Origin of the sequence: Streptomyces niger (genome assembly GCF_000718305.1) — a bacterium.
GTDB lineage: Bacteria > Actinomycetota > Actinomycetes > Streptomycetales > Streptomycetaceae > Streptomyces > Streptomyces niger.
Genome location: NZ_JOFQ01000008.1, coordinates 340392 through 352349, shown reverse-complemented (window position 1 = coordinate 352349; position 11958 = coordinate 340392). Strand labels below are relative to the sequence as shown.

Below are 11958 nucleotides of genomic sequence, written 5' to 3'. Positions count from 1 at the left end.
GTACGCGGCACAGCGGCCCGGCGCGGACCGGTACGCATACGAGCGGAGCGAGGTACGGCCGGCGCCCCGCTGGGCCGCGGAGGACGTGCCGGCCGAGCGACCCGGCAGCGACGGCGAGCGCACCGTGCAGCAGGAGATGGGGACGACCGACCGTGCCGACCGCTTCTACCGCGAACAGGTGCTGGACCACCTCAATGCCCGCATGCGGGAGTTCGTCGGCCGCCAGGAGATGTTCTTCCTGGCCACCTCCGACCGGCACGGCGAGTGCGACTCGACCTTCCGGGCCGGCCCGCCCGGCTTCGTCCGGGTGCTGGACGAGCGGACCTTGATCTACCCCGAGTACCGCGGCAACGGCGTCATGGCCTCCCTCGGCAACCTTTCCGAGAACCCGCGGCTGGGCATCCTTTTCGTCGACTTCCTGCGGGACCGGATCGGCCTGCACATCAACGGTCGAGCATGGGTCGTCCCGGACGAGGAGATGCGGGTGCGCCACCCCGACCTGCCGGTCGATCCGGTACCCGGACGGCGTGCCCAGCTGTGGGTGGCGGTCGAGGTGGAGGAGGCGTACATCCACTGCGCCAAGCACATCCCCCACCTGCAGAAGGTGGACCGGCAAGAGCGCGGCGACCGCGCGTGGGGAACGGATGACGTCAAGCGCAAGGGCGGCGACTTCTTCGGTGCGGCGGCCGATGCGGCCGTCCGGGAGCCGTTCCGCCGGCGCGAGCACCCGACCGTTCCGCAGCCCCCGACGGCTCCTGCGCCTCAGTCCGCGCCCGCCCGCGAGGTGTCCCCCTCGTCCTTCCAGAAAGAAGCCGAGCGGGTCCTCGCGCTCGTGCAGCAGCGGGCGGCGGCCGACTCGGAAGATTTCCGCGGCTGGTTCGGCTGATGCGGACGGTCACCGTTGGGGTGGCCCGATGTTTCACGTGAAACGCGTGAAACGGTGAAAGCGGGCGATCGCGGAGAACGCCTCGGTTTCACAGGTTCCGCATGTTTCACGTGAAACATGCGGAACGTCAGCCCAGATCAGGTGCGTGCAGCGCCCGGACGCCCTCGATATTGCCGTCGAGATAGTGACGCAGTGAAAGCGGTACGACCTCGACGGAGGCGATCCCGATGCGGGTGAAAGGCACCCGCACGATCTCGTACTCGCCGCACGGTTCCTCCACCTCGGGGCCGTGCCGTCGGCTGAGATCCATCGAATCGAGCCGGCAGACGAAGAAGTGCTGCACCTTCACGCCGTCCACGCCGCCGTCCGTGACGTGCTCGATCGTGTCGACGAAGACCGGGACGACATCCTTGACCTTGGCGCCCAGCTCTTCGTCCACCTCCCGATGGAGGGCGTCGATGACGGTGGCGTCCTCGGGCTCCACGCCCCCGCCCGGGGTGATCCAGTACGGGGCCCGTCCCGGCTTGGTGCGCTTGATCAGGATGAGGTCGTCACCGTCGAGCAGGATCGCGCGGGCGGTGCGTTTGACGACTGGCCGTACGGTCATAGGGGACAGATGCCGCTTTCGACGGCTGGTGAAACCCGCGACTTGCGGGACGCGTGACTTCCGGACCGTACGCGCCGGATCAGCGCAGAAGTCACGCCGGTCGCTGTCGGAACGCGCTCCTCCGCCCCACTCACCATGCCGCCGCGGCCCGTAGCAGCCATTCGTGCGCACGGGCGATGTGCGGCAGGGCGAGCGTTCCGGTGCGGACGACGAGGAAGTACGTGCGTAAGGGCGGCACCGCCGGGTCCAGCAGCGAGACGACCTCGCCGCGGTCCAGTGCCGGCGCGGCGAGGTAGCGGGGTACGACGGCGATCCCGGCGCCGGCCGCCGTGCAGGCCAGTACCGCGCGCAGGTCGGCGGCTATGACGGCGGCGGGGGCGGTCGGCCGGGCGTCGAAGACGGCGGACCAGTAGCGGGTGACCAGCGGCAGGCTCTCGTGGACCTCGACCACGGGGACGGGGTCAAGCGCTGTGGGGCCGCGGTCCTGGACGACGGCGGGGCCGCCGAGCCGGGCCGCCCAACGGGGTGCCGCGACCAGCACATGCTCCTCGTCGCACAGCGGCGTCGCGGTGAGCAGGCCTCCGCGCGGCCGGTTGGTGGTCACGGCGAGATCGTGGTGCCCGGCGGCCAGGCCGTTGAGCAGCTCTTCGGCGGAGCCGAAGGAGGTGCGCACCGCCAGACCGCGGTCGATGAGGGGAGCCAGGGCCGGGAGGGCGCGTTCGGCGGCGAACTCCGGCGGCCCGGCCAGGTGGAGCGTGCGAGTGAGGGATTCCTCGTCGAGCCCGGCCTCGGTGATCTCGGTGAGCGCGTCGAGGTGCGGGGCGATCTTGTGGGCGAGTTCGTCGCCGACGGTCGTGGGGGTGACCCCGCGCGGCCTGCGCAGGAAGAGCGGGCGGCCGAGCTGACGCTCCAGGCTCCGTATCTGGCTGGTCACCGCCGGCTGGGAGAGGCCGAGGAGGGCGGCGGCGCGAGTGAAGGAACCGGCCCGGTGCACGGTGACGAAAGTGCGCAACAGCGCCAGATCCATCCATACCCCCTTCGCCCGGGAAGCCTGTTGGCGAGCCAACTATAAATTTGTCGATAGGGCTGTGTCGCTAGCGTGATTGGACACTGACGCTGAGTCAACTAGCCTTGCTTATGCGGTTCGTTGCGCATTGAACCGACGACGGTCCGAGCCAAGAGGGGGGAGGCTCGGACCGTCTGCTGTGCGTACGGCCGGATCCGCCCGGCGAGGCTGCCCGGGCCTGCTGCCGGGCCCGGACCGAGTACCCCTGTGCTGCCGGGGCCAGTCCTGTACCGCCGGGGTCGATCAGTTCAGGGACGCCCGGTCCAGCGCTCGGAGAACGTCGGAGACCAGGTCATCGGGGTCCTCGACGCCGACGGAGAAGCGGATGAAGCCGTCCGGTACGTCGTCGCCGCCCCAGCGCCTGCGACGCTCCGCCGTGGACCGTACGCCGCCGAAGCTCGTCGCGTCGTCGACCAGGGTCAGCTCGGCCAGAAAGCGTTCCGCGTGCGCCTTGTCCGGCAGGACGAAGGAGACGACGCAGCCGAAGCGTCCGGGCCGCATCTGGGCCACGGCACCCTTGTGCGAGGGGTCGGTCGGCAGGCCGGGATGACGCAGCCCGGTGACCTCGGGGCGCTCGCCTAGTGCCGTGGCGAGTGCCAGCGCGCCCGCCGCCTGCCGTTCCACGCGCAGCGCGAGCGTGGCCAGTGACCGGTGCGCGAGCCAGGCCTCCATCGGGCCGGGGATGGCGCCGACGGTCTTCCGCCACTGCCGCACGGCGTCGGAGAGGGCCCGGTCGCGCGTGGTGACGTATCCCAGCAGGACATCGCCGTGGCCGGTCAGCGCCTTGGTGCCGCTCGCCACGGAGAAGTCGGCGCCGAGGTCCAGCGGCCGCTGGCCGAGCGGGGTGGCGAGGGTGTTGTCGACGGCGACAAGGGTGCCCTGGGCGTGCGCCGCCTCGGCGAGCCGGCGGACATCGCAGACGTCCAGGCCGGGATTGGAGGGGGTCTCGATCCACAGCAGCTTGGCGCCTTCCAGGACGTCGAGCTGCGCGTCGCCGGCGGTGGGTGCCGTACGCACGACCACGCCGTAGCTCTCCAGGCGCTCCCGTACGGCGGGCATGAGCTGGTAGCAGTCGTTCGGCAGGACGACCACGTCACCGGTGCGGACCTGGGAGAAGAGGACGGCGGAGATCGCGGCCATGCCGGAGGCGAAGACCGAGGTGTGGGCCGGCGCGCCGGGCGACTCCAGCTCGGTGACGGCCTCTTCGAGGAGGGTCCAGGTCGGGTTGGACTCGCGGCCGTAGGTGTACGGCCCGGTCGCGTCGCCCGGCAGGTGGTAGTGGGCCGCGAAGACCGGTCCGGGGAGGGTCGGCCGGTACGCCTCGGCCTCGGGGAGGCCGGCCCGTACGGCCCGGGTGCTGTCGCCTGTCATGCGCTCGTCTCCGCCCGCTCGTCGTGCGTGTCCCGCCCGGCCAGTGCCGCGCGGACCACCGTGAGCAGATCCTCGCTCGCGGCCTCCACCATGGCCAGGCAGCCCTCGAAGCCTGACATGCCGCCGTAGTACGGGTCGGGAACGTCCGGATCCAGGGCAGTCGTGGCGTAGGACCCGGGGTCGGGGAGGGTGCAGGCGCGCAGCAGCCGGACCTTGGCCGCGTCCGTCTCCGTGGGGGCCGAGTCGCGCAGGTCGTGGAGGTGGCCGGAGTCCAGCGCGATGATCAGGTCCAGCCGCTCGAACCACTCCGGCCGGAACTGCCGGGCGCTGTGCGCCAGCTCGTACCCGGCCTCCCGCAGGACGGCCAGGGTGCGCGGATCGGCGTCTTCGCCTTCGTGCCAGCCGCCGGTGCCGGCGCTGTCGATCACGACCCGGTCCGCCAGGCCCGCTTCTTCGATACGGGCCCGGAAGACCGCTTCGGCCATCGGGGAGCGGCATATGTTGCCGGTGCAGACGAAACAGACGCGGAGGGGCGGGGAGGAGGTCACGAGAGGATCCAGGGAGGTACGGCGGGGTGTTCTCGGCGTGGTGGGCGCGGGCCCGGGTCAGTCCTCGTCGGGCAGGATCATGTGCAGTGCCCAGGAGACGATCGAGACGATCAGGCCGCCCAGGACCGCGGTCCAGAAGCCGTCGACGTGGAAGGCGAGGTCGAACTTCCCGGCGAGCCAGGACGTGAGCAGCAGCATCAAGGCGTTGACCACGAGCGTGATCAGGCCCAGCGTGAGGATGAAGAGCGGGAACGAGAGCAGCTTCACCACGGGCTTCACGATCACGTTGACCACACCGAAGATCAGCGCCACCAGGATCAGCGTCCACACCTTGTTGCCCGTGCTGGACCCGGTCAGCGTGATGTCGCTGAGCAGCCAGGTGGCGACTGCGAGTGCCGCGGCGTTGGCGATGGTCTTGACCACAAAATTCTTCATGGTGGGATCGTCGCAGACGAGACGGAACGAATGAGGGGTACGCGGGTGATGAAGGCGTTCAAGCTGGAGGAGCTGGAGGCGGAACGGGCCGCGAACGACGGTGCCTACCTGCAGTTCTTGCGGGAACGCAATATGTCGGCCGGTTTGTACGCGCTGGACGCCGGCAGCAGCGATCCGCAGGCTCCGCACGGCCAGGACGAGATCTACCTGGTGGTGAGCGGGCGTGCGTCGATCACGGTGGGGGTGGAGACGACGCAGGTCGCGCGGGGCAGCGTGGTGTACGTGCCGGCCGGGGTGGCGCACAAGTTCCACCACATCACCGAGGACCTGCGGGTCATGGTGATCTTCTCGCCGCCGGAGGGGTGAGGCCACGCGGGCCCGCCTCCCCCTGCGAGCCGAGGCGCGCCCGCCACATCCCGTAGGGGGCGGTTCAGGGGACGGCCGGGGCCGCGGAGCCCCCATGTGTCCGAATGCCGCCCTAGCATCGAGGGTGCAGGGGAGAGATCGGACAGGTGCCGGGCGGACCGGGCGGCGAAAGAAAGCGGGGCAGAGCAATGGCAGTGAAGGAGATATTCGCGGGACTTCCGTGGTGGGTGAAGTGGGTCGTGGTGCCCGTCATCCTGGTGGTCGTCTTCGGCGGGTTGATCAGCAGCGTGGTGGGCTTCCTCATCTGGCTGCTCTTCAAGATCCTGCTGGCCGTGGCGCTGATTGCCGGAGTCGTCTACCTGGTGCGCCGGTTCACCGGATCGTCCACCTCGTCGCGCGGCGACTGGTGAGTTCCGCACGCGGCGGGCGCTGAGCGCCGGGCGGCGCCGAAACGCCGGGCGTCCCGTTCCCTCTCCGGGGAACGGGACGCTTTTTCTTTGTCCCTGCGAACACATGTCCGGGGCGCTCGTGCCGGGCAGACTTCCGGAGCGGTCAAGAAATGCGCCGCCCGGGGTAATTCGCAAGCTAATCGACCTACCGTCCGCGGGCTCGCGTTAGAGTGCGGACGCGGGGCATCTTCCGGGTGCCGGCGTTACGGAATGTCCGGTCGAGGCCGGGCGGCACGTACGGGCCTCCGGGGGAGCGCACGCGGCACGGGCGCGGGGCCCGGGCCCGGGGCTCCGGCTCCGGCGACCTGTCCAGGGGGTTGGTCTTGGTCATCGCGAACGACGCATCCACGGCTCACCCCACCTTGATCGGTTCCGTGCAGCGGGCGCTCCGGCTGCTGGAGGCGGTGGCCGCACATCCGCGTGGCGCCCCCGCCAAGCAGCTGGCCAGGGAGACCGGTTATCCCCTCCCGACCACGTACCACCTGCTGCGCACGCTGACCCACGAGGGCTATCTCCAGCGGGAGAACGGGGTGTTCGTCCTCGGCGAGGCCGCCGAGCTCATCGGCAGGGCCGGGGCCCGCCGCCGACGACAGGCGCAGATCACCGACGCCCTCTCGGACATGGGCCGGGAAGTCGGTGCCGCGGTCTACTTCGCTGTCTACCGCGCGGGCGAGGTGGAGGTATTGGCGGTGAGCGACGACCCCGACCGGCCGCCGGTGGCGGAGTGGGTGGACTTCCGTACGACGGCTCACGCGCACGCGATAGGCCAGTGCCTGCTGGCCCAACTCGACGAGGAGGCGCGGAAAGACCACTTGGCGCGGTACCAAGTCCAGTCGCTCACGCCTCATTCCGTGCGCAGCGAAGATCACCTGCTGCACCGTTTGGATACGGTGCGTAAGTCCCAACTCGCTGTTGAACGGGAGGAATATGCCGTGGGCACCGTCTGTGCGGCAATTCCCATTCACGTCGGTTCGGCGGCCGCGACGGTGGCGCTTTCCCTCCCTGCAGGTGAGGCCGATCGACTGCCGTCCGTAACCGAAAAGGTACAGAGGATGGCAGAGTCGACCCTTATGACGCTGGCCTTCTCTATCAGTATCTGAAAAATTACTCCTTGTGATCTGTCGGCAACTGGTCGACGATGGCGTCAATAGCGGTCGGCGGATCATTACCGGCCACTTCGATCAAGTAGTGCGGGGCAGTGGTTGATGAGCCAGACAGTTCAGGCAGAAGTGATGATGAGCTTCATCGTCTCGGAGGAGCTCGCCTTCCGGATCCCGGTGGAGCTGGATTTCGACAGTGCCGATCCCTACGCCGTGCGCTTCACGTTCGATCTCCCCGGCGACGCCCCGGTCACCTGGGCGTTCAGCCGGGAGCTCCTCCTGGACGGCCTGAGCCGGCCCGCCGGCGAGGGCGACATCCACGTGGCACCGGTCTCGGGCGCACATCTCAGCGACGTGTTCGTCAGCCTCCAGGTGGGCGCCGAGCAGGCGCTCTTCCGCGTCGGCGCGGCACCGATCGTCGCCTTCCTGGACCGTACGGACCGGCTGGTCCCGCTCGGCCAGGAGCAGGTCTGCGGCACGCTCGACGCGGAGCTGGACCGGATCCTCGCGAACGCCCGACAAGCGGGCTGAGCGTCGGTCCGGTCCGGTCAACGCTTGCGGCGGCGCCCCCGCCCACCGCGCCTGCTGCCCGGCTGCCCGAGCCCCGGGCCGGCAGCCCGGCCGGGCTCCGCCTGCCGCCCGCCCGTACCGGCGCGGTCCGCCGAGACCACCAGCACGGCCAGCAGCGTCGTCAACGGAACGGACGCGACGAGCCCGATGCTGCCCACCAGCGTGCGGACGATCTCCTCGGCCACCACCTCGCTGGTCGCGACCGTACCGACGCTGCTGCGCGCGATCGAGAAGAGCAGCAGGAGCGGAAGCGCCGCGCCCGCGTATGCCAGTACCAGCGTGTTCACCACCGACGCGATGTGGTCCCGGCCGATGCGCATCGCCGCGCCGTAGATCCGCCGCCGGCTCGCCGTCGGGTCCGCGTCCCGTAGCTCCCACACGGCCGCCGTCTGGGTGACCGTCACATCGTCCAGTACGCCCAGTGACCCGATGATGATCCCCGCCAGCAGCAGGCCGCGGATCTCGATGCCCGGGAAGAGGCTGTGCACGAGCCCCGTCTGGTCGTCGGTGTTGCCCGTCAGCTGCCCCCAGCCGATGAACAGCGACCCCAGCAGGCCGATCAGCAGCAACGACGCGAGCGTGCCGAGCACCGCGACCGACGTCCGAGCGGTCAGCCCGTGGCACAGATACAGCGCGATGAGCATGATCGCGCTGCCGCCGACCACCGCCACCAGCAGGGGATTCGATCCTTGCAGGATGGCCGGCAGGATGAACAGGGTGAGCACGGCGAAGCTCGCGGCCAGGGCAACCAGCGCCAGGACTCCGCGCAGTCGGCCCACGACCACCACCGCCAGGGCGAACGCTCCGGCCAGGATCCACATCGGGAACGAGCGGTCCACGTCGGTGACGGAGTACTGCAAGTTCCGCGGCGCCTTGGGCGCGTACGCCACCACGACATCCTGGCCCTCGGTGTAGCGGCGCGAAGCGTCCGGCGTCACCACGGTCTTGAAGCGGTGCCCGGTGTCCTTGCCGCTGGTGACCTCGATGGTCGCCTGCTCACAGCTCTGCGCCTGCTGCGCGCCGCCACCGGGGCCCGTCGGTTGCTGTTGCTGCATTTGTTGCTGCTGCTGTGCATTGACGTCCGCGCAGTCCACCTTCGTCAGGTGGACGACACGTGCGGTCTGCGTCTCCTGGTCGAAACCCACCCCCGACGGCTTGTGCGAGGGTGCGCCACCGGGCCACAGGGCGATCAGCCCCACGCCCACCGCCAGGGCGAACGGGATCAGCACGGCGGCGATGACCTTGCGCAGATGCCGGGACACAGGGGCCGCGGGGCCATGGCTGTGTCCATGGCCGTGGCCGTGTCCGTGCGGGGTGCCGGACGCAGGGGAATGGCTGTGCGACTGGTGCTCGGGCTCGTTGGGGGTCACCGCCCGATCATCCAACAACTCACCGGGCCCCCTGTTCACCACGCGGCATCGGCCGCTACCGTGGTGGCACCTTTGCAATCGCGGGAGCTCGGAGCACCGGGCTGAGAGGGCGCTGATCTCCGTCCCAGCGAGGTTTCACGTGAAACCTCGGCAGACGGAAACCGCTGCGTCGACCGCCGAACCTGTTACCGGGTAATGCCGGCGTAGGGAGTGGGTCTTCAATGACTCTGCAGGATGCACGCACGCCCGAAAACGGCCAGGATGCTGCCGAGACGCAGCAGATCGGCTGGCACAAGGGCTACATCTCCGGCTCGCGCCCCGATCTGCGGGTGCCGGTCCGAAGGGTGCACCTCACCAATGGCGAGCACGTGACGCTCTACGACACGTCAGGGCCGTACACCGACCCCAACATCGAAACCGACGTCCGCCGCGGCCTCGCGCCGCTGCGGGAGAACTGGATCATCGCCCGCGGTGACACGGAGGAGTACGCGGGCCGGCCGATGCGTCCGGAGGACGACGGCCTCAAGCACACCTCACCGCGCGGCGGCCTGAAGAACCTCGACGCGGTCTTCCCGGGCCGCCCGAGGCAGCCGCGCCGCGGCCGGGGCGGCGCCGTCACCCAGCTCGCGTACGCCCAGCGTGGCGAGATCACCGCGGAGATGGAGTACGTCGCGGTCCGCGAGAACTGCTCCCCCGAGTTCGTACGGGACGAGATCGCGGCGGGGCGCGCGGTGTTGCCGGCCAACGTCAACCACCCGGAGATCGAGCCGATGATCATCGGCAAGAACTTCCTGGTGAAGGTCAACGCCAACATCGGCAACTCCGCGGTGACCTCCTCCATCGAGGAGGAGGTGGAGAAGATGACCTGGGCGACCCGCTGGGGCGCCGACACGGTCATGGACCTCTCCACCGGCCGCAACATCCACACCACCCGCGAGTGGGTGCTGCGCAACTCCCCCGTCCCGATCGGCACCGTCCCCCTCTACCAGGCGCTGGAGAAGGTCGACGGCAAGGCCGAGGACCTGACCTGGGAGATCTACAAGGACACCGTCATCGAGCAGGCCGAGCAGGGCGTCGACTACATGACGGTCCATGCCGGCGTGCTCCTGCGGTACGTTCCGCTCACCGCCCGCCGCAAGACCGGCATCGTCTCCCGCGGCGGTTCGATCATGGCGGCCTGGTGCCTGGCACACCACAAGGAGTCGTTCCTCTACGAGAACTTCGAGGAGCTCTGCGACATCCTCGCGTCCTACGACGTGACGTTCTCGCTCGGTGACGGGCTGCGCCCCGGCTCCATCGCGGACGCCAACGACGAGGCGCAGTTCGCGGAGCTGAGGACGCTCGGCGAGCTGAACACCATCGCCAAGGCACACGGCGTGCAAACCATGATCGAGGGCCCGGGCCACGTCCCGATGCACAAGATCAAGGAGAACATCGACCTCCAGCAGGAGATCTGCGAAGAGGCGCCGTTCTACACGCTCGGCCCGCTGACCACCGACATCGCGCCCGCCTACGACCACATCACCTCCGGTATCGGCGCCGCGATGATCGCCTGGTGGGGCACGGCGATGCTCTGCTACGTCACGCCCAAGGAACACCTGGGCCTGCCCGACCGCGACGACGTGAAGACCGGTGTCATCACGTACAAGATCGCGGCACATGCGGCCGACCTGGCCAAGGGGCACCCCGGCGCCCAGGAGTGGGACGACGCCCTGTCGGACGCCCGCTTCGAGTTCCGCTGGGAGGACCAGTTCAATCTGGCCCTCGACCCCGACACGGCACGCGCCTTCCACGACGAGACGCTGCCCGCCGAGCCGGCCAAGACCGCACACTTCTGCTCCATGTGCGGCCCGAAGTTCTGCTCGATGAAGATCTCGCAGGACATCCGCCGCGAACACGGTGGCGACCTGGCCGTGGACGCCGAGGCCGGCATGGCCCAGAAGTCCAAGGAGTTCGCGGCAGCGGGCAACCGGGTGTACCTGCCGATCGCGGAGTAGTGTTCCCGACCGCCCAGGGCGGTCATGGACGCCCGAGGGGCCCCGGCACGCCGCCGGGGCCCCTCGGCGTACCGGTTGCGGGACTCGTGCTCACTCCGGCTGGTGGTCGGGTCCGCCGTAGTCCGGGCTGGTGAAGTCGGGGCTGGTGAAGTGGGGGCGGACGGCGGCGCGATGGTCGTTCTCCGGGCCGGAGAAACGGGGGTGGGTGTAGCCGAGGGTCGGCATGCGGCCGGCGTCCGAGGTGCGATGGACCACGAAGCGGCCGGCGGCCTCAGGAGCCGCCGGGGACGAGGGCGTGGGCGGATTTCTGTCACTGTCGCCGTCGGCGGTCTCCCCGGCCGGCGCGCCGGGGGCGGCCGGGTCGCGGGGATGGGACGTCGGCGACGTACCGGTCGAGTGGTCGGGCGCCGAGGCCGGGCCGGTCGGCGGGGCCGAGCGCGGTGGGGCGGCGGGCTTCTCCGCGGCGGAGTCGGGGCGCGGGTCCGTGGGAGGATCCGGCGCCGTCAGCGCCTCCAGGAGGAACGGGCGCAGGCCACGTTCGAGAAGCGCCTCGCGCCACTTCTGCCGGGCGCGTTCGACCTCCTGGGCGAGCTCGCTGGGCCGGGAGGCGCGCAGGGACGTGGAGCCGTTCCGGAGCGCGGTGACGAGCAGGCCCCCCATCGCGATGAGGATCGCCGCCGCCGTGAGGCCGGCGAACGCCCAGCCGACGCTGATCAGCGGCTGCGCCAGGGTCTCGTCGGGGTTGACGGTGTGCAGGGCGTAGCCGATGAGGAGGAAAAGGATCGCGGCGATGCCCGCCAGGACGGGCGCGAGGACCGTGACCATCGCGGCCAGTCCGGCGCCCGTGGCCTCGGCGACCTCGCCCATCGAGGCGATGCCGACGCCGGTGCCGCCCGCGCCGTCACCGCCCTCGCCCGATTCGGTGCCGGCCGTGGCCGGGCGCGCGGATGCGGGCGAGCGCAACTCCGCACGCAGCGAGACATAGTGCTGGTACTCGGCCGTCGCGCACGCGGCGATGGCGGTGGTGGCGCTGAGCGCCATGGTGCGCAGCTGCTCGGTGTTGAGGCGCATGCCTGTCGCAGCGAGATCCGGGCGGTCGGCCGCGGCGCGCAGAGCCTCGTCGAGGGCCCGCCGGAATTCCTCGCGGTCCTCGTTCAGCAGGTGCGGAGCGCTGTTCATGTGCATCCCCCGAT

At 70.1% G+C, this 11958-nt stretch carries 13 protein-coding genes; 6 read left to right on the top strand and 7 right to left on the bottom strand.

Annotated features, from left to right (window positions below; all coding sequences use genetic code 11):
- The first annotated feature begins 136 nt into the window (after positions 1–136).
- Complete coding sequence (locus IF20_RS18055; protein WP_199896655.1) at positions 137–886, top strand: pyridoxamine 5'-phosphate oxidase family protein; 750 nt, start codon at positions 137–139, stop codon at positions 884–886.
- 127 nt (positions 887–1013) lie between these two features.
- Here IF20_RS18055 and IF20_RS18050 read toward each other — a convergent pair whose 3' ends face one another.
- From IF20_RS18050 to IF20_RS18030, 5 genes are all read right to left on the bottom strand, one after another.
- Positions 1014–1493 (bottom strand): NUDIX domain-containing protein, encoded by a 480-nt coding sequence (locus tag IF20_RS18050; RefSeq protein WP_052866208.1) that lies wholly within the window; start codon positions 1491–1493, stop codon positions 1014–1016.
- A 130-nt stretch (positions 1494–1623) separates the two neighbouring features.
- Positions 1624–2520, bottom strand: a complete 897-nt coding sequence (locus IF20_RS18045; RefSeq protein ID WP_052866207.1) for a LysR family transcriptional regulator — start codon at positions 2518–2520, stop codon at positions 1624–1626.
- A 282-nt stretch (positions 2521–2802) separates the two neighbouring features.
- A complete protein-coding gene (locus IF20_RS18040; protein WP_052866206.1) occupies positions 2803–3930 on the bottom strand; it encodes a cystathionine gamma-lyase in 1128 nt (375 codons plus the stop codon).
- Entirely contained in the window at positions 3927–4415 is a 489-nt protein-coding gene (locus tag IF20_RS18035) for a low molecular weight protein-tyrosine-phosphatase (RefSeq protein ID WP_052866460.1), read from the bottom strand. Before IF20_RS18035 ends, IF20_RS18040 begins: the two co-directional genes overlap by 4 nt.
- A gap of 120 nt (positions 4416–4535) precedes the next feature.
- Complete coding sequence (locus IF20_RS18030; protein ID WP_052866204.1) at positions 4536–4913, bottom strand: phage holin family protein; 378 nt, start codon at positions 4911–4913, stop codon at positions 4536–4538.
- A gap of 48 nt (positions 4914–4961) precedes the next feature.
- On the opposite strand from IF20_RS18030, the gene IF20_RS18025 reads away from it, so the two are divergent.
- The 4 genes from IF20_RS18025 to IF20_RS18010 all read left to right on the top strand — a co-directional run bounded on the left by IF20_RS18025 (position 4962) and on the right by IF20_RS18010 (position 7359).
- The gene (locus IF20_RS18025) at positions 4962–5279 is read left to right on the top strand and encodes a cupin domain-containing protein (protein WP_052866203.1); all 318 of its coding nucleotides are present in this window, start codon (positions 4962–4964) and stop codon (positions 5277–5279) included.
- Between the two features lie 188 nt (positions 5280–5467).
- Positions 5468–5689: a DUF5326 family protein gene (locus tag IF20_RS18020; RefSeq protein ID WP_052866201.1), complete on the top strand. Its 222-nt coding sequence runs from the start codon at positions 5468–5470 to the stop codon at positions 5687–5689.
- A gap of 362 nt (positions 5690–6051) precedes the next feature.
- A complete protein-coding gene (locus IF20_RS18015) occupies positions 6052–6828 on the top strand; it encodes an IclR family transcriptional regulator (protein ID WP_052866459.1) in 777 nt (258 codons plus the stop codon).
- 105 nt (positions 6829–6933) lie between these two features.
- Entirely contained in the window at positions 6934–7359 is a 426-nt protein-coding gene (locus IF20_RS18010; RefSeq protein WP_052866199.1) for an SsgA family sporulation/cell division regulator, read from the top strand.
- A gap of 17 nt (positions 7360–7376) precedes the next feature.
- Here IF20_RS18010 and IF20_RS18005 read toward each other — a convergent pair whose 3' ends face one another.
- Positions 7377–8768, bottom strand: coding sequence for a YibE/F family protein (locus tag IF20_RS18005; RefSeq protein WP_052866198.1), 1392 nt, complete (start codon positions 8766–8768; stop codon positions 7377–7379).
- A 221-nt stretch (positions 8769–8989) separates the two neighbouring features.
- Between IF20_RS18005 and thiC the strand changes: the two genes are divergently transcribed.
- The gene (gene thiC, locus IF20_RS18000) at positions 8990–10765 is read left to right on the top strand and encodes a phosphomethylpyrimidine synthase ThiC (protein WP_052866196.1); all 1776 of its coding nucleotides are present in this window, start codon (positions 8990–8992) and stop codon (positions 10763–10765) included.
- A 90-nt stretch (positions 10766–10855) separates the two neighbouring features.
- Here thiC and IF20_RS17995 read toward each other — a convergent pair whose 3' ends face one another.
- Positions 10856–11950, bottom strand: a complete 1095-nt coding sequence (locus tag IF20_RS17995; protein ID WP_052866195.1) for a hypothetical protein — start codon at positions 11948–11950, stop codon at positions 10856–10858.
- Positions 11951–11958: the final 8 nt, after the last annotated feature.

What these genes read in the sequence shown, in the direction of transcription:
- IF20_RS18050 (WP_052866208.1), bottom strand. Translation starts at nt 1,493, where the DNA reads ATGACCGTACGGCCAGTCGTCAAACGCACCGCCCGCGCGATCCTGCTC.
- IF20_RS18030 (WP_052866204.1), bottom strand. Translation starts at nt 4,913, where the DNA reads ATGAAGAATTTTGTGGTCAAGACCATCGCCAACGCCGCGGCACTCGCA.
- IF20_RS18045 (WP_052866207.1), bottom strand. Translation starts at nt 2,520, where the DNA reads ATGGATCTGGCGCTGTTGCGCACTTTCGTCACCGTGCACCGGGCCGGT.
- IF20_RS18025 (WP_052866203.1), top strand. Translation starts at nt 4,962, where the DNA reads ATGAAGGCGTTCAAGCTGGAGGAGCTGGAGGCGGAACGGGCCGCGAAC.
- thiC (WP_052866196.1), top strand. Translation starts at nt 8,990, where the DNA reads ATGACTCTGCAGGATGCACGCACGCCCGAAAACGGCCAGGATGCTGCC.
- IF20_RS18020 (WP_052866201.1), top strand. Translation starts at nt 5,468, where the DNA reads ATGGCAGTGAAGGAGATATTCGCGGGACTTCCGTGGTGGGTGAAGTGG.
- IF20_RS17995 (WP_052866195.1), bottom strand. Translation starts at nt 11,950, where the DNA reads ATGCACATGAACAGCGCTCCGCACCTGCTGAACGAGGACCGCGAGGAA.
- IF20_RS18035 (WP_052866460.1), bottom strand. Translation starts at nt 4,415, where the DNA reads ATGGCCGAAGCGGTCTTCCGGGCCCGTATCGAAGAAGCGGGCCTGGCG.
- IF20_RS18010 (WP_052866199.1), top strand. Translation starts at nt 6,934, where the DNA reads ATGAGCCAGACAGTTCAGGCAGAAGTGATGATGAGCTTCATCGTCTCG.
- IF20_RS18040 (WP_052866206.1), bottom strand. Translation starts at nt 3,930, where the DNA reads ATGACAGGCGACAGCACCCGGGCCGTACGGGCCGGCCTCCCCGAGGCC.
- IF20_RS18055 (WP_199896655.1), top strand. Translation starts at nt 137, where the DNA reads ATGGGGACGACCGACCGTGCCGACCGCTTCTACCGCGAACAGGTGCTG.